This window comes from Actinophytocola sp. (assembly GCF_050699915.1).
In the GTDB taxonomy this organism is placed as follows: domain Bacteria; phylum Actinomycetota; class Actinomycetes; order Mycobacteriales; family Pseudonocardiaceae; genus Actinophytocola.
On sequence record NZ_JBOHGA010000061.1, the window covers coordinates 12,814 to 31,098 of the forward strand.

The window sequence follows — 18,285 nt, forward strand, 5'->3', positions numbered from 1 at the left end:
CGGTTCGCGAGGCGGGGACGGCTCGGCGCCGCCCCCGCCGACCGCGCCGCGTGCGCTCGCTGACGGGCACCGACCGGCTCATCGTCACGCTGATGGTGGCGATCCCGACGCTGGTCGTCGTCGGGCTGGTCTGGGGTCCGGCGATCGCGACCGTGCTGCTGTCCTTCACGGACTGGAACGGCATCGGCAACGTCGCCGACATCAACGTCGTCGGCCTGGAGAACTACGAGAACGTCACCTCGAACTACCCGCCCTTCCAGCCGGCCATCGAGCACAACCTGATCTGGCTGACCGTGTTCTTCCTCGGCCCGACGCTGCTCGGCATGGCGCTGGCAGTCATGCTCGACCGCCAGCTGCGCGGCTCCCGGGTCTACCAGAGCGTCTTCTTCCTGCCGGTCGTGCTCTCCCTCGCGTTGGTCGGCTTCATCTGGCAGCTGATCTACTCGCGGGACCAGGGCCTGCTGAACCAGGTGCTGGGCACCCAGACCGACTGGTTCGGCGACCCGGACATCAACCTGTGGGCGGTCCTCGTCGCCGCCGGCTGGCGGCACACCGGCTACATCATGCTGTTGTACCTGGCCGGGCTGAAGGCCTTCGACCCCGCGCTGCGCGAGGCGGCGGCGGTCGACGGCGCCGGCGAGGTTCGGACCTTCTTCCAGGTCGTGTGGCCGGTCATGCGGCCGGTGAACATCATCATCGTGGTGATCACGGTCATCGAGTCGCTGCGCGCGTTCGACATCGCCTGGGTGATCAACAAGGGTCGCAACGGCCTGGAGCTGATCTCGACGCTGGTGACGGCGAACGTGATCGGCGAGGCGAGCCGCGTCGGCTTCGGCTCGGCGCTGGCCACCATCATGATCGCCATCTCGACCGTGTTCATCGCGATCTACCTGATCCAGGTGATGCGGGAGCAGCGCGGATGACCGGGCCCGTGACCGAGCCGCCGACCACCGCCGAGGCCGTCCGCATCGCACGGCCCACACCGCCGCGGCCGCCGGCGCGGGCGAAGCGGCCGATGCGGCCCGCCCGGGTCGTGCTGACCGTGTTCCTCAGCGTGATGGCGCTCGGGTGGCTGTTCCCGATCGCGTGGGCCGTGTACAACTCGCTGCGCGACTACGACTACACCTCGCTCAACGGCTACTTCTCCTTCGGCGGCTTCACGTTCGACAACTACGTCGAGGCGTGGTCGCGCGGCAACTTCGCCCAGACGTTCACCAACACAGCGATCATCGTGATCCCGTCGGTGGTGATCACCCTGCTGCTCGCGTCGTCGGTGGCGTTCGTCCTGGCGCGGTTCAGCTTCGCGTTCAACCTGACGCTGCTCGCGCTGTTCACCGCGGCGAACCTGCTGCCGCAGCAGGCGTTGCTGGTGCCGCTGTTCCGGCTGTTCCTCAACATCGAGGTGCCGTTCTGGTTCAGCGACTCGGGCACGCTGTACGACACCTACTACGCGGTGATCGCGGTCAACATCGCGTTCCAGACCGGTTTCTGCACGTTCGTGCTCGCGAACTACATGAAGACGCTGCCGCGCGAGCTGTACGAGTCGGCCCAGGTGGACGGTGCCGGGGTGCTGCGCCAGTACTGGCAGATCGTGCTGCCGCTGTGCCGCCCGGCGCTGGCCGCCCTGTCGGTGCTGCAGGTCACCTGGGTGTACAACGACTTCTTCTGGGCCGTCGCGTTCATGCGCACGGGCGACAAGCTGCCGGTGACGAGCTCGCTGCAGAACCTGCGGGGCCAGTTCTTCACCGACTACAACCTGCTCTCCGCCGGATCGGTCATCGTCGCGATCCCCACGTTGGTGATCTTCTTCGTGCTGCAGCGGCACCTGCGGGCGGGCCTCACGCTCGGGGCCACGAAGGGATGACCATCCTCCATCTCGCCACGGACACGGTCAGCCTGGTGCTGGACGCCCGGGGTGGTGGACTGCCCGTGGTCGTGCACTGGGGCGCGCCACTCGGCGAGCTGTCCGAAGAGGACCTGGAGTTGCTGGCCGACACGGCCGTGCCGCCGAGCTCGGTCAGTACCCCGGACGGGCCGGTGCCGGTGGCGCTGCTGCCCGAGGCGGTCCGCGGCTACCAGGGCCGCCCTGGCCTGCGCGGCAGCCGCGGCGGGCTGGCCTGGGTGACGTCGTTCCGGGTGTCGGACGTACGGGTCGCGGAGCGGTCGGTGGAGATCGTCGCCGAGGACCCGGACGCGTTGCTACACCTGGAGATCACGGTCGAGCTGACGCCCTCGGGCGTGCTGCGGCTGCGCTCGCGGATCACCAACGACGGCGCCGAGCCGTACACTGTGGACGGTCTGGAGACGGCGCTGCCGGTGCCCGCGCAGGCCACCGAGCTGCTCGACCTGACCGGGCACTGGGCACGGGAGCGGCATCCGCAGCGGCGGCCGTTCGACCTCGGCACCTGGTCACGGGAGAGCCGCCGCGGGCGCACCGGGCACGACGCGACGCTGGCGCTCTTGGCCGGCACGGCCGGGTTCGGCTTCCGGCACGGCGAGGTGTGGGGCCTGCACGTCGCCTGGAGCGGCAACCACGTCACCTACGCCGAGCGGTTGCTCGAGGGCACCGCGACGCTGGGCGGCGGCGAGCTGCTGTCCTCCGGCGAGGTGATCCTGGCGCCGGGGGAGGAGTACGCGTCGCCGTGGCTCTACGCCGCCTACAGCGGGCGCGGGATCGACGGGCTCTCCGCGGCGTTCCACACCTGGCTGCGGTCGCGGCCCGGGCACCCGGCCACGCCGCGCCCGGTCGTGCTGAACACCTGGGAGGCCGTCTATTTCGACCACGACCTGGACCGGCTGCGCACGCTCGCCGACGTCGCCGCCCGGCTCGGCGTGGAGCGGTTCGTCCTCGACGACGGCTGGTTCTCCCACCGCCGCGACGACACCGCGGGCCTGGGCGACTGGTACGTCGACGAGACCGTGTGGCCGGCCGGGCTCGGCCCGTTGATCGACCACGTGACCGGGCTCGGCATGCGGTTCGGCATCTGGGTCGAGCCGGAGATGGTCAACGAGGACTCCGACCTGTACCGGGCACATCCGGACTGGGTGCTCGGCCCGGGCCACGGCGTGCTGCCCCCGCGGGCGCGCCACCAGCAGGTGCTGGACCTCGGCAACCCGGACGCCTACGCCTACCTCCTCGACCGGCTCGACGAGCTGCTGCGCGACAACGACGTCTCGTTCCTGAAGTGGGACCACAACCGCGACCTCGTCGCCGCCGGGCACGAGGGGCGGCCCGGCGTGCACGGCCAGACGCTCGCGGCGTACCGGCTGCTCGACGAGCTGCGCGCCCGGCACCCGGACGTCGAGATCGAGAGCTGCTCGTCCGGTGGCGCCCGGGTGGACCTGGAGATCCTCGCCCGCACGGACCGGGTGTGGGCGAGCGACTCGAACGACGCGCTGGAGCGGCAGACGATCCAGCGGTGGACGGCGCTGCTGCTGCCGCCGGAGCTGATCGGCGCGCACGTGGGGCCGCCGACCGTGCACTCCAGCGGCCGCACGCAGCACCTGCCGTTCCGCTTCGCCACGGCGCTGTTCGGCCACTTCGGCATCGAGTGGGACATCGCCTCGGCCACGGAGTCCGAACGGGACGGTCTGGCCGCGGGGATCGCCTACTACAAGCGGATGCGCGACCTGCTGCACACCGGCGAGGTGGTGCGCGCCGACCATCCGGACCCGGCCGCCCTCGTGCACGGCGTGGTCGCGCCGGACCTTTCGGCGGGCCTGTTCGCCTACGTGCAGCTGCACACCTCGGCCCGCGGCGTGCCGGCTCCCATGCGCCTGCCCGGCCTGGACCCGGCGCGCGCCTACCGGGTCGCCGCGGTCGAGCCGGCCGGCTCACCGATGACGGTGGGCTCGGGTCCCGAGTGGACGGAGCGGGTGCTTCATGGGCGGGTGCTGGCCGAGGTGGGGCTGCGCCCGCCGGTGCTCGCGCCGGAGCAGGCCTGGCTGGTCGAGGTCACGGCCGTGCCGTAGCCGGTCCCCGGGCGTTCACCGACGGGCCACCGGCGTGCGGTTGAATGGCGCCTCCATCCCCGCCGAGAGGAGATCCGGTGACCCGCGCCGAGCGAGACGTCGAACGCATCTACCGCACCGAGGAGGTCGTCGCCAAGCTGCGGCGGCTGGCGGACGCACTGGAGTCCGAGACCCCGTTCCGCATCCAGATCGCGGGGGAGCGCATCCGCGTCCCGGCCCGCGCGCAGTTCTCCATCGAGCACGAGCGCGGCGAGGAGGAGGAGGAGATCGAGTTCCAGCTGAAGTGGCCGGTCGAGCCCGCCACCGACGACGAGGACGACGACCGGGTGGTCTGACAGCCCGATCGGAGGCCTCCGATCGGGCTAACGGTGACGCTCTAGGATTCCGTGCGTGCACAGTGGTCAGCTGATCGCGAACCGTTATCGCCTGGTCGAGCTCATCGGCTCCGGAGGCGCCGGACTGGTGTGGCTCGCCGACGACGAGGTCGAGCACCGGCGGGTCGCGCTCAAGCGGCCGCACTCCGCCGAGGGCCCGGCCGCCCGCACGGAGCTGGAGCGGGAGGCACGCGTCGCCGCGCGTGTCGACCATCCCAACGCCATCCGGGTGCACGAGGTGGTCGGCGACGGGCCGGACTCCTGGCTCGTCATGGAGTACTTCCCGGCTCGCGACCTCGGCGCGGTCCTGCGCGAGCGCGGCCCGCTCGACCCCGCCGAGGTCGCCCGGATCGGCGCCCAGGTCGCGGCCGCGCTCGCCGCCATCCACGAGGCCGACGTCGTGCACCGCGACGTCACGCCGAACAACATCCTCGTGGCCGACGGCGGCGAGTTCAGCGGCGTCGCGAAGGTCACCGACTACGGCATCTCCGCGCACCGCGCGCAGACGGTGACCAGCAGCGGCAAGATAAGCGGCACCGCCGTGTACGTCTCGCCCGAGGTGGCCGACGGCAGCGGGGCCAAGGCGCCGTCGGATGTCTTCTCCCTCGGCGCGAGCCTGTTCGCCGCCGTCGAGGGCGAGCCGCCGTTCGGGTTCGGCGACCCGGACCTGATCCTCGCCCGCATCCGCGCCGGTCGCCGCGAGCCGGCCCGTCGCGCCGGGCCGCTGGCGCCGGTCCTCGAGGCCCTGCTGCACGGCGACCGCGACGCCCGTCCGACCGCGGCCCGGGCCCGGGACATGCTGGCGCAGGTCGTCGACGGGCAGCCGGTCGAGGCCTGGCAGCCGCCCGTTCCCCGTCGCCGCCGCCGCGACCGCCGCGTGCTCGCCGCCGGCGTGGTCGCCGTGCTCCTGGCGGGCGGCGTCGTCGTGTGGTCGCCGTGGCAGACGTCGGCCGGCGACCCGGCCGAACCGACCGGGCCTAAGCGCACGGTCATCGGCGACCCGCGCACCGCCGACCCGTGCGCGCTGGTCGAGCCGGAGACGTTCGAGCGGTACGGCACGGCGGTCGAGGACCCGGCCTACGGCAACTTCAACCGCTGCGACGTGCTCATCGAGCTGGGCGAGGACACCGAGGTCGACGTCGACCTCGAGCTGCTGGCGCCCACGGACCCGTCGGTGGAGCCGAAGCCGGACGCGACGATCGAGGTGGAGGCGGCCGAGCCGGACGACGAGGGTGGCTGCGACGTCAGCATCACCCTCGCCGACCTGTACCGCATCGACGTGAACGCCCGCCCGCACGGGGATGTCACGCTCGACCTCTGCGAGGTGGCCCAGGTGGCCGGCGACCGCGCGGTCGACCTGCTGCCGCCGCGCGGCGAGCTGGCGCGCCGGCCCGAGCCGTTCGACCCGGACTCGCTCGCCCGGGTCGACGCGTGCAAGCTGCTCGACCGCGCCGCGCTGCGCGCGATCCCCGGCCTGGACCCCGAGCCGTCGGTGGCCTACGGCCGGTGGGTCTGCGAGTGGTCCGGCCGGGCCGCGACCATGGGGGCCGAGCTGTTCTTCAACCAGAACACGACGCTCACCGCCGAGGACGGCGAGCTCGTCCGGCTCGCCGGTCACGATGTGTTCCTGGAGCCGGACGAGGACGGCGAGCAGGAGTGCCGGGCGCATGTGGTGCACCGCCCCGTGCACCTGGACAACGGCGAGGACATCGACGAGATCGCGTCGCTGTCCATCACCGGCGACGCGCCGGTGAGCCGGCTCTGCACGGTCGGCCGGACCATGGCCCGCAGCGTCGCCGCGAACCTGCCGCCGGTCTCGTAGTCCGCTCCGGGACTGGTCCCCGGCGTCGTTCCTACCGTGGGCCCGATGGTCCACCACGGCATGGTCGCGCTCCCGCCTGGTCATCGCAGCCTCGCCCACGGCTGCGAGGACCCGGTGCCCGGTGGCTTGTCGGCGCTGTCCACGTGCGGCGGCGTCCGGGCCCGCCCGGTCGAGGGCTGGTCCGTCTATTTCGGACGGAACTTCGAGGAGGTGCACGTCGGCATCGGCGTGGCCGACCGCCGAGTGAGCAGGCGGCAGGGCGTACTCACCCACCGGGGCGGCCGGTGGTGGGTCGCCAACACGGGCAACCGGCCGGTCCGGCTGCCGAGCTCGCGGTGGCTGCACCGGCAGGGGCCGGCGGTGCCGCTGGCGGCGGGCTACACGCCGCTGTTCGTGCCCGGGTCCGGTGCGCGGCAGCACCTGCTGGAGCTGTACGTGGTCGGCCCGCCGGACGTCGTCGAGCCGAACGCTGTCGAGCCGGCGACCTCGTGGCCACTGCGCCCGGACGAGCGCCTGGCGACTGTCGTCCTTGGGCAGCGGTACCTGCGGCACGAGGCGAACCCGAGCCCGCTGCCGTGGCGGCAGGCGACCGCGCAGCTGGCGAAGCTGCAGCCCGGCCGGTGGCGCGCGGACCGGCTGGAGTACCTGGTGGCGGACTTACAGTGCCGGTTGGGCGCCTGCCTGCCCGAGGCCCCGGACCCGACCGGCGGCCTGCTGAGCGAGCTGGTTCGGACCCGAACGCTGGTGCCACCGGACCTCGCGATGCTCGACCCGGACCGTTGTGATCGATAATCGGCGTCGTGGGACCGACGATCAGAGCTTTCCGCCCCGGCGACGAGCCGGCGCTGTACGACATCTGCCTGCGCACCGGAGCGAGCGGCGAGGACGCGACCGGGGAGTACCGGGACCCGAACCTGCTGGGCGCGGTGTTCGTCGGCCCGTACGTGCGGCTGGCGCCGAGCCTGGCCTTCGTGGGCGAGGACGAGTCCGGCGTGGCGGGCTACGTGCTGGGCGTGCCGGACACCCGCCGCTTCGAGAAGGCGTGCGAGCGCGAGTGGTGGCCGCCGCTGCGTGCCCGGTACCCGCTGGGCACCTTCCCGCCGAACTCCCCGGACGACCAGATGCTGCGCCTGATCCACGCACCCCCCGAGGCGAGCGAGGACGTGGTGGAGCGCTACCCGGCGCATCTGCACATCGACCTGCTGCCGCGCCTGCAGGGCCGGGGCTACGGCCGCCGCCTGCTGGGAACGTTGTTCACGGCACTGGCCGAGGCGGGCGCCCCGGCCGTCCACCTGGGCGTAGGCCTGGCCAACACCAACGCGATCGCCTTCTACGAGCACGTGGGCTTCACGGTGGTGCACCGCTACGAGGAGTCCCAGATCATGGCCCGCCCGCTCTAGCCCTCAGACTGCACCGGTGTTCAGCCGCTGGAATCGTCGGTGGTGACCAGTACGCTGGACTTCGGGGCCGGAGGCCGGCGGAGGGAGCCTGTCATGGGGTGGGCGTGGCTCGGTGAGTACTGGCGCATCGTGCTCGTCGTCGTGACCGGGCTGCTCGTCCTTCTCCGGCGCCTCCCACGCTGGGTGCGCGCGGCGTGGGCCCTGCTCGTCGCGGCCGTCGTCCTGGCGTGGTTGGTCGACATGTCCTGGCCCGGCACCCTGGTGCTCTTCGCCGGCATGTCGCTCATCGCATCGGCCTTCTGGCTGCGCGCGGAAGAACGGCGCGCGAGAACCTAGATGCCCAGCTGTCGCGCCAGTTCCTCGGTGTGGGTGTCGGCATCGCCGAACGCCAGCGCCGACGCGGTCGCGTGCCGGGTGTGGAAGTGCAGGTCGTGCTCGGCGGTGAAGCCGATCGCGCCGTGGATCTGGTGGCCCAGCGCGCACACCCGCTGGTAGGCCTCGCCCACCCACGACTTCGCCACCGCCACCTCGACCGCCGCGTCCAGCCCGCGGCCCAGCCGCCAGATCGCCTCGTACGCGATGAACCGCGACCCCAGCACGTCGATCGCCATGTTCGCGCAGTGGTGCTGCACCGCCTGGAACGCGCCGATCGGCTTGCCGAACTGCTCCCGTTGCGTGGCATAGGAAACCGACTCGTCGAGCACCGCCTGTGCGCCGCCCACCATCTCCGCGCACGTCGCCGCCGCACCGAACGCGCGCACCGAAGCAGGCGACGCGTCGACCGGCGAGCCCGGCGACGAGAACCGGACCCGGTACTTCGGGTCCAGCCCGACCACGTCCTGCCGCTCCACCTCGTCGGCCGCGTCGACGACCGACACCGAGTCGCCGGACGCCACGACGAACCCGTCCGCCGACGCGGCGTACGGCACGAGCGAGGCCGCACCGTCCACAGCGGACGCGAACGTGTACACCCGGCCCGCCGCGATCTCCTCCCGCAGCGACGGCACCGCCATCCCGCAGGCCAGCGAGACCGCGAACGGCGACGGCACCGCGAACCGGCCGAACTCCTCGGCCAGCAGGCACCCCTCGAGGAACCCCATGGCGTCGTCGAACGCCACGCCGGTCCAGCCGAGCTCGACGATCTCCTTCCACAGCCCGGCCGAGTACCCGGCCGGGTCCGCGGCGACGGACCGCGCCGACGCATCGGTGTGCGCGGCCAGGAACTCCCGCGCCGTGCGCTGGATCAGCTCCTGGTCCTCGGTGAGCGTCAGGTCCATCAGCGTGACACCGGCGGGATCTTGTCCGACCGCACCCACACGCCCGGCCGCTGCTCCCAGAACAGCTGCACCAGCACGCCGCCGGTCTGCTTGGGGTGGATGAACGTGTGCCGCCACCGCGCGCCGTCGGTGACACCCTCGTCGGTGTCGAACGTCGGGATGTCGTGGTGTCGGCAGGCGGCGAGCGCCGAGTCCCAGTCGGCCACCTGGAACGTGACGTGGTGCGCGGCGGCACCGTTGCGGGCGAGGAACTTGTCGATGAACGAGTCCTCGCCGCGCGGCATGATCACTTCCCAGCAGATGCTCGAGCCCGGCACGTTCAGCACCAGGTCGGCCATGTCGGGGTGCTCGTCGTCGGGCGTGCGCCACACCTGGACGAAGCCCGCGAGGTCGGCGTACCACCTGGCCAGCTCGTCGCGGTCGCCGAACGCCTGGCAGATGTGGTCCAGCGCCACCACGCCCAGCGTCGGACCCTCCACAGAGGACGGCTGGATTGCCTTCTGGGCGTCGTCGCCGCACATCGCGAGCGTGCCGGGGCCGCGGAGCCGGAACAGCACGCCCGGACCGTGCTCGGGCGGGGTCAGCGACGCCTCGACCCACTTGCCCGCCACGCCGTCCGTCGGCTTGATGCCGCGCTCCTCGAGCTCGGCGACCGCCGCGGTGAGGTCCGGCACCTCGACGCCGACGTGGTGCAGCCCGGGCCGCCCGCCGTGGTCGTCCAGCCACGTCTGCAGCGGCGAGGAGGCATCGGTGGGGGAGAGCACCATCCAGGAGTGGCCCCAGCTGCCGTGCACCTCGAGCCGGACGCCGCGGGTGCCCGCCTCCGCGTTGTCCCACCGGGAGGTGGCGCGGAACCCGAACACCTTCTCCAGCAGCGAGACCTGCGCGTCGAGGTCGGGCACGACCTGGGCGACGTGGTCGATTCGGTAGATATGCAAGGAATTGACCTCTCAACTCGGGTGCGGCTCGATCCAGTCGTACTCGTTGTCCACGAGCTCCTTGACCAGCCGAAGGTTGTAGCGGTTCATCGCGGCGATCCGCTCGGCGAGCTCGCCGACCTTCTGGTCGAAGTCGGCCGCCGGGAACACGCTGTTGACCAGCCCGAACTCTAGCGCCCGGGCCGCGTCCATGCGCACGCCGGTAAACAGCATCTCCTTGGCACGCGACTTGCCGACGCGCTTCGGCAGCCGCTTCACGCCGCCCCAGCCGGGTGCCGAGCCGCCGAACGCGGGCTGGTCCGGGTCAGGCTCGCCGTTCATGAACTTCGGCTGGTACGGCGGGCGCGCCGACAGCGTGATCTCGACCAGTCCGAGCTTGGCGTTGTCCGCGGCGACGATGAAGTCCGCCGCGAGCGCGAGCTCCAGCCCGCCCCCGACCGCGTAGCCGTGGACGGCCGCGATCACCGGCACCGACGTCCGCTCGATGAGCGAGAAGGTCTTCTCGCCGAGCCTGCCCTGCTCGACGCGCTCAGCCGGGGTGAGGCCCTCGGACCACTTCACGTCCATGCCGGCGCAGAACGCCCGGTCGCCGGCGCCGCGCAGGACCGCGACACACACGTCCTGGTCGTCGTCGATCTCGGTGAAGATCGCTCGCAGCTCGTGCATGCCATCCGGCGTCAGCGCGTTCAGCTTGTCCGGCCGGTTCAGCGTGATCCAGGCGACGCGCTCTTTGATCTGCACGTCAAGGGTTTCGTATGACATGTTCTCCATCTTCCGACAGGTTCAACTTCTGGGCAGGCCGAGGCCGCGGGTGGCGATGACGTTGCGCTGGATCTCCGTTGTGCCGCCGAGGAAAGTTGCCGCGACGGCGTCGAGGCGCAGGTGCGTGAAGGCGGCGCCGAGGGGGCCGCCGGCCCGGTCCCACAGCTCCGCGTTCGGCCCGAACGCGTCCGCGCCGGTGCGCGCGAGGCGGCTTGCGAGCTCCGCGCCGAACAGCTGGTTGACCGACGCCTCGTAGCCCGGCACCTCGCCGCTGACCTGCTTGGACACCGTGTAGCGGGCGAGGTTGTAGAGCACCCGGACCTCGGCGTACCGGCGGGCGATCTCGTGTCGCAGCCGTTCGCGGTCCGGCCGCAGGTACGGGCCGTTCTCCTTCACGTAGGTGACCAAAGTGGACAGGGCCTGCTCGAACTTGACCGTGGCGCCGATGCCGGCCCGCTCGAAGCTCAGCGCGTCCATGGCGACGTACCAGCCGCGGTTCTCCTCGCCGACCCGGTTCGCGACCGGGATGCGCGCGTCTTCGAAGAACACCTCGGCGAACGGCACGTCGCCGCGAATGTCGGTGATGGGGCGTACGGTCACGCCGGGTGTCGCCGTGTCCACGAGCAGGAACGTGATGCCCTTGTGCTTGGGCGCCTCCGGATCGGTTCGCACGAGCACGAACAACCAGTCCGCCTGCACACCGAGGGAGGTCCACACCTTCTGACCGTTGACAACATAGTCATCGCCGTCCCGCACCGCCTTCGTGCGCAGCGAGGCCAGGTCCGAGCCGGAGCCCGGCTCGGAGAAGCCCTGCGCCCAGGTCCGCTCGCCGCGCGCGATCGGTGGCAGGTGCTCGGCCTTCTGCTCCTCGGTGCCGTGCGCGAGCACGGTCGGGCCGAGCAGGAACGCGCCGATTCCGTTCACGGTGGGGACCCGCGCCCGCATCATCTCCTCCTGCAGGATGAACTCCCGCAGGGCGGACAGACCCGCGCCGCCGTACTCGGCCGGCCAGTGCGGAGTGATCCAACCGCGCTCGGCGAGCGCCGCGGCCCACCGCTGCGCGCCGTCCCGACGCGCCGGGTCGTCGCTGCGCCGGTCGGCCGGCCAGTTGTAGCCCCACACGTCCTCGGGCTCGAGGCTGTGTTCGGCGAGCGTGTCCGGCGTGTACTCGGCCGGGAACCGCTCGGCGATGAACGTGCGCACCTCCTCGCGGAACGCGGCCTCCTCGGGAGTGTCCTCCCAGTTCATGACTCTCCCATTCGGTCTACGCCGCCGGCCCGGCGGCGCCGGTCTGTGCTGCTGGTCCCGCGGCGTCGGTGTCGGCTGTCGGGCGGGTGGCCGTGGCCTGGTCGGCCTCGCGGTCCCATGTGGACGGTGTGATGCCGCGGTTGCCCTCGGCCCGCAGCCGGTACTTGGCGACCTTGTCGGTCGGGGTACGCGGCAGCGTGTCGAGGAACTCGACGTAGCGGGGCACCATGTACTTCGGCAGCCGCTCGATGCAGAAGTCCACCAGCTCCTCTGGGTCCAGCGTCGCGCCCGGCCGCAGCACGACCGCGAGCTTCACGTCCTCGTCCTCGAGCTCGGACGGGACGCCGATGGCCGCGCTCTCCAGGATCGCCGGGTGCATGTTGACCTCGCACTCGAGGTCGAAGGCTGAGATGTTCTCGCCGCGGCGGCGGATCGAGTCCTTCATGCGGTCGAGGAAGTAGAAGTAGCCGTCCTCGTCGCGCCACATGCGGTCGCCGGTGTGGAACCAGAGGTTGCGGAAGGTCTCCGCGGTCGCCTCCGGCGTGCCGTAGTAGCCGGTGGTGATCACGTACGGCTGCTTGGGCCGCAGCACGAGCTCACCCGGCTCGCCGGGACCGAGCTCGCGGTCGTGCTCGTCGACCACCGCGGCGACGAACCGTTCGTCGTGGACGGTGCCGCACGAGCCGACGCGCCATTCGCCGTAGGGGCTGCCGGTGGCGATGCCGGCCTCGGTGGAGGTGTAGGTCTCGACCGAGCGCACGCCGAACCGCTCGCGCATCGGGGCGTCCAGCGCGGACTTGCCCATGTAGAACATCTCGAGCGGGTGGTTCTTGTCGTCCGGGGTCGGTTCGCGGTTGAGCAGGATCGGGATCATCGAGAACACGCTCATCGCGACCCGCGCGTCGAAGTGGCGGACGTCGTCCCAGAACCGTGAGGCGCTGAACCGCTCGACGACCGCGAGCGCGCCCCCGCCGAGCAGGGCCGACATCATCCCGTCCCACAGGCCGGCGGCGTGGAAGAGCGGGAGCGGGCAGTAGATCGTCTTGCCCCACCGGTCGAGGTAGTTGAGCGAGTCGTAGGCGCAGGTCAGGGCGAGCGCGTGGGAGCACATGGCGCCCTTGGACGGCCCGGTCGTGCCGGACGTGTACATGATCGCCTGGAGGTCGGAGAACCGGATGTCGGCCCGCGGCTCCTCGTCGCCGTGGTCCTCGAGGCTCGCGAGCGAGACGGCGGGCTTGCCGAGCGCCGCGAGCCCGTCGCCGTCGCGGACGACCAGTCCGGTGAGCCCGGGCAGCCGGTCGGCGACCGGGGGAATCCGGTCCACATAGGACGAGTCGATGATCAGCGTCGTGGCGTCGGAGCTGAACAGGACGTGGCGCAGCAGCTCGCCGCGATGAGCGGTGTTGACCGGCACGGCGACCGCCCCGAGCCGCGCGAGCGCGAAGATGACGGGGACGAACTCCGGGCAGTTGGGCAGCATGACCGCGACGTGGTCGCCCTTCCCGATGCCGAGCGCGATGAGCCCCTGCGCGAGCCGGTTCGCCTGCGCGTGGACGTCGCCGTAGGTCAGCTCGCCGTCGCGGAACTTGAGAAAAGGCTCGGTCCGGTGACTGTCCGCCCTGGACCGGAGTACGTCGCCGAGAACGAAACTCTCCAACGTCTCCTTGCGCATCACACCTCCGCTGGCGCCCCGGGGCGCGGCGGGGTGGCGGCAGGGAGTGCACCGCCCTCGCGCTCACGAGACTCGCACCGTTAGCCCCATCCGAGCATGAATCGCACGGCTGCGCCACCCTCGGGTGACCTGCGCCTCGTAGCGGGAGAGTGATAACCGCAGGTCAACCTGCCTGAGCTGGCCTCCGGCCCCCGATCACCAGCTTACCGCGACCACACGACAAGACCCGACGAAAGAGGGTGGCGCCTGTGGACAGCACCGCTCCACCCGCCACTTGTCCACAGCCGGCCCTCGAACCCCCGAACCTGTCAGCCCTCGCTCCTAGACTGGAAAGCGGGGGGCCCCGCGAGTCCGGAGTTGTCCACAGGTGCCGGTGTTGAGCAGCCGGAACTGCCAGTGGTGCTGGCTAGACTGGCGCGCGGGGGGCCCCCGCGTGCTCGGCGTGGTTTCGCGGGCCTGAGCGGGCCGAACGGGGCAAGATCGCAAGCTGTCCACAGGTTGGCGCTGACTCGCGCAGAACTGTCGGCCTGGCTAGCTAGGCTGGATTTCGGGGGCCGGAGGCCGCTCGGGCGATCACGGCTAGTCGGCTCGGCGGCCCATCGCGGCCACCGTCAGCCAGGTGTAGTCCACGTACGACGGATCCGCGTACGCGGCGTAGGCGGTCGCCATCTCGTCCGCCGTCGCGGCGCCGCTGTCCACCGCGGGCTCCTCGACCAGCCGGTTCGTCGCCGCGAGCCAGCGGGCCATGGGAGCACCGCCGCGGGTCGGGACCACGTGCGCCTCCGCCGTGCAGTCGACCAGACCGGCGTCCTCCAGCGGCAGCGGCAGCCGCCGGGCCCAGGTCGGGTTCGTGCCGACCAACCGCGACATCATCGCCGCCATCGCGGTCAGCGCCCGGCCCACCACCGGATCGCTCGCCAGCTCCGGCGCCGGCGCGCCGCACTCGACGACCAGCCAACCGCCCGGCTTCAGCCACGACGCCATCCGCCGCAGCGCCTCCTCCCGCCGCGTCAGGTGCTCCAGCACGAACCGCGAATGGATCAGGTCGAACTCGCCGGGCGGCTCGTCCACGGTCACGTCGTGGTACATCACCCGGATGCCGCTCGACGCCAGCGGCTCCAGGAAGTCCGTGCTCATGTCGGTCGCGGTGACGTTCCCCGGCCCCGCCCGGTCCGCCAGCATCCGCGCCACCGACCCGGCCCCCGCGCCGATCTCCAGGCACTGCCACCCGGGCGCCACCCCGACCCGGTCCAGCAGCTGCGCGCTGAACGGGTCGAAGACCTCCTGGAGCAGCGTGAGCCGCTCGTGCTCGACCTGAGCCCTTGTGTCGACATACGAGGTCCAGCTCACCGACTCCGTCATGGTCCCGGATCGTACGCGGACGACCGGGTCCGACAGTGAGTAAGTCGGCCGCACGCCGGTACCCGGCCTAGAGTGTGCAACTGAACGACACGATGGGAGCTCTGCCTTGCGGCTCATGCGAGTTGGCGCCCCGGGCGCCGAGCGGCCGGTGGTGCTGGACGACCAGGACCAGGCCTTCGCGCTAGACCAGGAGATCGACGGGGCGTTCCTCGCGGCCGACGGCATCGCCCGGACGCGGGCCGCGCTCGACGCGGGCGAGCTGGCCGCCGTGGACATCGCCGGCGAGCGGGTCGGCGCGCCGATCGCCCGCCCTCCGGCGGTGGTCTGCATCGGGATGAACTACGCGGCGCACGCGGCCGAGGCCGGCGGGGCGGAGCCCACGCAGCCGGTGGTCTTCCTCAAGCACCCCAACACGGTCGTCGGACCCCACGACGACGTGCTGGTCCCGCGCGGCGCGACGAAGGTCGACTGGGAGGTCGAGCTGGGCGTGGTGATCGGCCGCCGCGCCCGCTACCTCGAGTCGGCCGAGGACGCGCTGGCCTGCGTGGCCGGCTACGTGCTGTCCAACGACGTGTCCGAGCGTGAGTACCAGCTCGACCCGGGCGTCTCGGGTGGACAGTGGAGCAAGGGCAAGTGCGCGGAGACGTTCAACCCGCTCGGCCCGTGGCTGGTGCCGGCCGGCGACGTGGGCGACCCGCAGACGCTGGGCCTGCGCTCGTTCGTCAACGGCGAGCCGCGGCAGGACTCGACGACCGCGGACATGCTGTTCGACGTCGCGACGCTGGTGGCGCACCTGTCGCGGTTCATGGTGCTCGAACCGGGCGACCTGCTGAACACGGGCACCCCGCGGGGCGTCGCGCTGTCCGGCCGGTTCCCGTACCTTTCGGTCGGCGACGTGATGGAGATCGAGATCGACGGCCTCGGTCGGCAGCGGTCGGTGCTCGTCAAGGCCTGAGGGGAGTGCGGTGGCAACGCGGGTCGCGTTGATGGCCACGTGTCTCACCGACACGTTCTACCCGGACACCGCGCGCGCCGTGGTCCGGCTGCTGGAGCGGCTGGGCTGCACGGTCGAGTTCCCCGCGGCGCAGACGTGCTGCGGCCAGATGCACTACAACACCGGCTACCGGCGCCAGGCGGCGACGCTGGCCCGCCGGACCGCGAAGGCGTTCGACGGCTACGACGCCGTGGTCGCGCCGTCCGGCTCGTGCGTCGGGATGGTCCGCGACCTCTACCCCGGCCTGCACCGCTCGACCACGTCGGTCGCGGCGCGGACCTACGAGCTGTCCGAGCTGCTCGTCGACGTGCTCGGGGTGACCGATGTCGGCGCCTACTTCCCGCACCGGGTCACCTACCACCCGACCTGCCACTCGCTGCGCATGCTCGGCGTGGGGGACAAGCCGCTCGCGCTGCTGCGGGCGGTGCGCGGGCTGGACCTCGTCGAGCTGCCGGGGGCGGCGTCGTGCTGCGGGTTCGGCGGCACGTTCGCGGTGAAGAACGCGGAGACGTCGACGGCGATGCTCGCCGACAAGATGCGGGGCGTCCTCGACACCCGCGCGCAGGTGCTGACCGCCGGCGACAACTCGTGCCTGATGCACATCGGCGGCGGGCTGTCCCGGCTCAACACCGGGGTGCGCGCACTGCATCTCGCGGAGATCCTGGCCAGCACGGAGGAGGAGCCATGGGTCGCAACCCCGTGACGTGGCTGGGCAGCCCGGCCTTCCCGGACGCGGCCCGCGTCGCGCTCGCCGACACCCAGCTGCGCGGCAACCTCGCGCACGCCACCGCCACGATCCGCACCAAGCGTGCCGCGGCGGTCGCCGAGCTGCCGGACTGGGAGCGGCTGCGCCGTGCCGGGGAGGCGATCAAGGACGATGTGTTGTCCCATTTGGACGTCTACTTGGAACGGTTGGAGGCGGCGGTCGCCGCGCGCGGCGGCGTGGTGCACTGGGCCCGCGACGCGGAGGAGGCCAACGAGATCGTCCTGGGCCTGGTCCGCGACGCCGGCACGCGCGAGGTCGTCAAGGTCAAGTCGATGGCCACCGCGGAGATCGGGCTGAACGAGGCGCTCGCGGCGGGCGGCGTGACGGCGATCGAGACGGACCTCGCCGAGCTGATCGTCCAGCTCGGCGACGACCGGCCGTCGCACATTCTCGTGCCGGCGATCCACCGCAACCGCGCGGAGATCCGCGACCTGTTCCGCGCGAGGATGCCGCACGCCGGCGGCGTGTCGGACCGGCCGGCGGAGCTGGCCGAGGCAGCGCGGCTGCACCTGCGGCGCAAGTTCCTTTCCGCGAAGGTCGCGATCTCCGGGGCGAACTTCGCGGTGGCGGACACCGGCTCGGTCGTGGTGGTGGAGTCCGAGGGCAACGGGCGGATGTGCCTGACGCTGCCGGAGACGCTGATCACCGTGCTGGGCATCGAGAAGCTCGTGCCGACGTGGACCGACCTCGAGGTGTTCCTGCAGCTGCTGCCGCGCTCGTCGACGGCGGAGCGGATGAACCCGTACACGTCGGTGTGGACGGGCGTGACGCCCGGCGACGGCCCGCGCGCGTTCCACCTGGTGCTGCTGGACAACGGCCGCACGGCGACGCTCGCGGACCGGGTGGGGCGCCAGGCGTTGCGCTGCATCCGATGCTCGGCCTGCCTGAACGTGTGCCCGGTGTACGAGCGGACCGGCGGGCAGGCGTACGGCTCGGTGTATCCCGGGCCGATCGGCGCGATCCTGACCCCGCAGCTCGGCGCGGGCTCGGCCGACCCGGCCACGGACGCGCTGCTGCGGTCGCTGCCGTTCGCGTCGTCGCTGTGCGGGGCGTGCTACGAGGTGTGTCCGGTGCGGATCGACATCCCGGAGGTGTTGGTGCACCTGCGATCTCGCGTGGTCGAGGCGAAGGGCCCGTACACGCCGGAGGCGGTGTCGATGGCCGCGGCGGCGTGGGTGATGGGCTCGCCGCGCCGGTTCGGGCTGGCGCAGCGGCTCGGGTCGCTGCTGCGGTTCGTCGCGCGGCGCGGCCGGATCCGCAGGCTGCCGTGGCCGGGTTCGAAGTGGACGGACGCGCGGGACCTGCCGGCGCCGGCGGCGGAGTCGTTCTCGGCGTGGTGGCGGAGGACCCGTGGCTGACTCGCGGGAGGTGGTGCTCGGCCGGATCCGCGCGGCGTTGTCGGACGGCCCGCGTCCGCCCGCTGTGCGCCGGGACTACGAGCGCTCGCGCGACCTCGGCGACCTGGCGGCGTTGTTCGCGTCGCGGGTGGCGGACTACCGCGCGGTGGTGCACCGGGTGAGCGATGCCGTGCTGCCGGCTCGAATCGAGGCGTCGCTGCGCGCGCGGGATGCGCGGAAGATGGTGGCGCCGGCCGACCTGCCGGGCTGGTGGCGGGTGGGGGAGGTGGTGTGGTCGCTGGACGCGCCCGCGCACCCGCTGCCGCGCGCGACGCTGGACCGGTCGGACGGCGTGCTGACC

At 72.0% G+C, this 18,285-nt stretch carries 17 protein-coding genes and 1 pseudogene; 12 read left to right on the plus strand and 6 right to left on the minus strand.

Translation table 11 applies throughout. The features are described from left to right. Positions 1-50: 50 nt before the first annotated feature. From ACRDSK_RS13825 to ACRDSK_RS13860, 8 genes are all read left to right on the plus strand, one after another. Complete coding sequence (locus tag ACRDSK_RS13825) at positions 51-923, plus strand: carbohydrate ABC transporter permease (RefSeq protein WP_431441018.1); 873 nt, start codon at positions 51-53, stop codon at positions 921-923. Further along, a complete protein-coding gene (locus ACRDSK_RS13830) occupies positions 920-1,864 on the plus strand; it encodes a carbohydrate ABC transporter permease (RefSeq protein WP_431441020.1) in 945 nt (314 codons plus the stop codon). Before ACRDSK_RS13825 ends, ACRDSK_RS13830 begins: the two co-directional genes overlap by 4 nt. Then, complete coding sequence (locus ACRDSK_RS13835; RefSeq protein ID WP_431441022.1) at positions 1,861-3,972, plus strand: alpha-galactosidase; 2,112 nt, start codon at positions 1,861-1,863, stop codon at positions 3,970-3,972. The genes ACRDSK_RS13830 and ACRDSK_RS13835 overlap by 4 nt, the downstream gene beginning before the upstream one ends. A 77-nt stretch (positions 3,973-4,049) precedes the next feature. Next, positions 4,050-4,307, plus strand: coding sequence for an amphi-Trp domain-containing protein (locus ACRDSK_RS13840; RefSeq protein ID WP_431441024.1), 258 nt, complete (start codon positions 4,050-4,052; stop codon positions 4,305-4,307). Positions 4,308-4,362: 55 nt separating this feature from the next. Beyond that, positions 4,363-6,168 carry a serine/threonine-protein kinase gene (locus ACRDSK_RS13845; protein WP_431441025.1) on the plus strand — a complete coding sequence of 602 codons (1,806 nt, stop codon included), beginning with the start codon at positions 4,363-4,365 and terminating at the stop codon, positions 6,166-6,168. A 45-nt stretch (positions 6,169-6,213) separates the two neighbouring features. Further along, positions 6,214-6,960, plus strand: a complete 747-nt coding sequence (locus tag ACRDSK_RS13850; RefSeq protein ID WP_431441027.1) for an FHA domain-containing protein — start codon at positions 6,214-6,216, stop codon at positions 6,958-6,960. Positions 6,961-6,968: 8 nt separating this feature from the next. Continuing rightward, a complete protein-coding gene (locus tag ACRDSK_RS13855) occupies positions 6,969-7,568 on the plus strand; it encodes a GNAT family N-acetyltransferase (protein WP_431441028.1) in 600 nt (199 codons plus the stop codon). A gap of 93 nt (positions 7,569-7,661) precedes the next feature. Beyond that, positions 7,662-7,904 carry a hypothetical protein gene (locus tag ACRDSK_RS13860; RefSeq protein WP_431441030.1) on the plus strand — a complete coding sequence of 81 codons (243 nt, stop codon included), beginning with the start codon at positions 7,662-7,664 and terminating at the stop codon, positions 7,902-7,904. Here the strand turns inward: ACRDSK_RS13860 and ACRDSK_RS13865 are convergent. The 6 genes from ACRDSK_RS13865 to ACRDSK_RS13890 all read right to left on the minus strand — a co-directional run bounded on the left by ACRDSK_RS13865 (position 7,901) and on the right by ACRDSK_RS13890 (position 14,827). Continuing rightward, the gene (locus ACRDSK_RS13865; RefSeq protein ID WP_431441032.1) at positions 7,901-8,845 is read right to left on the minus strand and encodes an acyl-CoA dehydrogenase family protein; all 945 of its coding nucleotides are present in this window, start codon (positions 8,843-8,845) and stop codon (positions 7,901-7,903) included. The genes ACRDSK_RS13860 and ACRDSK_RS13865 overlap by 4 nt on opposite strands. Next, positions 8,845-9,783 carry a VOC family protein gene (locus ACRDSK_RS13870; RefSeq protein ID WP_431441034.1) on the minus strand — a complete coding sequence of 313 codons (939 nt, stop codon included), beginning with the start codon at positions 9,781-9,783 and terminating at the stop codon, positions 8,845-8,847. The genes ACRDSK_RS13865 and ACRDSK_RS13870 overlap by 1 nt, the downstream gene beginning before the upstream one ends. Before the next feature lie 12 nt (positions 9,784-9,795). Then, positions 9,796-10,545 (minus strand): enoyl-CoA hydratase/isomerase family protein, encoded by a 750-nt coding sequence (locus tag ACRDSK_RS13875; protein WP_431441036.1) that lies wholly within the window; start codon positions 10,543-10,545, stop codon positions 9,796-9,798. A 21-nt stretch (positions 10,546-10,566) separates the two neighbouring features. Then, complete coding sequence (locus tag ACRDSK_RS13880; RefSeq protein ID WP_431441038.1) at positions 10,567-11,793, minus strand: acyl-CoA dehydrogenase family protein; 1,227 nt, start codon at positions 11,791-11,793, stop codon at positions 10,567-10,569. Between the two features lie 16 nt (positions 11,794-11,809). Continuing rightward, positions 11,810-13,465: an AMP-binding protein gene (locus ACRDSK_RS13885; RefSeq protein ID WP_431441040.1), complete on the minus strand. Its 1,656-nt coding sequence runs from the start codon at positions 13,463-13,465 to the stop codon at positions 11,810-11,812. A 579-nt stretch (positions 13,466-14,044) separates the two neighbouring features. Beyond that, a complete protein-coding gene (locus tag ACRDSK_RS13890) occupies positions 14,045-14,827 on the minus strand; it encodes a class I SAM-dependent methyltransferase (RefSeq protein ID WP_431441041.1) in 783 nt (260 codons plus the stop codon). A gap of 106 nt (positions 14,828-14,933) precedes the next feature. Here ACRDSK_RS13890 and ACRDSK_RS13895 point away from each other — a divergent pair, with 106 nt between their 5' ends. The 4 genes and pseudogenes from ACRDSK_RS13895 to ACRDSK_RS13910 all read left to right on the plus strand — a co-directional run. Beyond that, positions 14,934-15,782 (plus strand): fumarylacetoacetate hydrolase family protein, encoded by an 849-nt coding sequence (locus tag ACRDSK_RS13895; RefSeq protein ID WP_431441043.1) that lies wholly within the window; start codon positions 14,934-14,936, stop codon positions 15,780-15,782. 31 nt (positions 15,783-15,813) lie between these two features. Then, the gene (locus tag ACRDSK_RS13900; RefSeq protein WP_431441046.1) at positions 15,814-16,524 is read left to right on the plus strand and encodes a (Fe-S)-binding protein; all 711 of its coding nucleotides are present in this window, start codon (positions 15,814-15,816) and stop codon (positions 16,522-16,524) included. Next, positions 16,506-17,945, plus strand: a complete 1,440-nt coding sequence (locus ACRDSK_RS13905; protein WP_431441045.1) for a LutB/LldF family L-lactate oxidation iron-sulfur protein — start codon at positions 16,506-16,508, stop codon at positions 17,943-17,945. The genes ACRDSK_RS13900 and ACRDSK_RS13905 overlap by 19 nt, the downstream gene beginning before the upstream one ends. Further along, a pseudogene (locus tag ACRDSK_RS13910) lies at positions 17,938-18,285 on the plus strand (lactate utilization protein C); the annotation flags it as partial. The gene ACRDSK_RS13905 and the pseudogene ACRDSK_RS13910, both read left to right, overlap by 8 nt.

Coding starts and splice junctions, on each gene's coding strand:
- ACRDSK_RS13830 (WP_431441020.1), top strand. CDS start 920: ATGACCGGGCCCGTGACCGAGCCGCCGACCACCGCCGAGGCCGTCCGC.
- ACRDSK_RS13835 (WP_431441022.1), top strand. CDS start 1,861: ATGACCATCCTCCATCTCGCCACGGACACGGTCAGCCTGGTGCTGGAC.
- ACRDSK_RS13850 (WP_431441027.1), top strand. CDS start 6,214: ATGGTCCACCACGGCATGGTCGCGCTCCCGCCTGGTCATCGCAGCCTC.
- ACRDSK_RS13860 (WP_431441030.1), top strand. CDS start 7,662: ATGGGGTGGGCGTGGCTCGGTGAGTACTGGCGCATCGTGCTCGTCGTC.
- ACRDSK_RS13865 (WP_431441032.1), bottom strand. CDS start 8,845: ATGGACCTGACGCTCACCGAGGACCAGGAGCTGATCCAGCGCACGGCG.
- ACRDSK_RS13875 (WP_431441036.1), bottom strand. CDS start 10,545: ATGTCATACGAAACCCTTGACGTGCAGATCAAAGAGCGCGTCGCCTGG.
- ACRDSK_RS13880 (WP_431441038.1), bottom strand. CDS start 11,793: ATGAACTGGGAGGACACTCCCGAGGAGGCCGCGTTCCGCGAGGAGGTG.
- ACRDSK_RS13885 (WP_431441040.1), bottom strand. CDS start 13,465: ATGCGCAAGGAGACGTTGGAGAGTTTCGTTCTCGGCGACGTACTCCGG.
- ACRDSK_RS13890 (WP_431441041.1), bottom strand. CDS start 14,827: ATGACGGAGTCGGTGAGCTGGACCTCGTATGTCGACACAAGGGCTCAG.
- ACRDSK_RS13900 (WP_431441046.1), top strand. CDS start 15,814: ATGGCCACGTGTCTCACCGACACGTTCTACCCGGACACCGCGCGCGCC.
- ACRDSK_RS13905 (WP_431441045.1), top strand. CDS start 16,506: ATGGGTCGCAACCCCGTGACGTGGCTGGGCAGCCCGGCCTTCCCGGAC.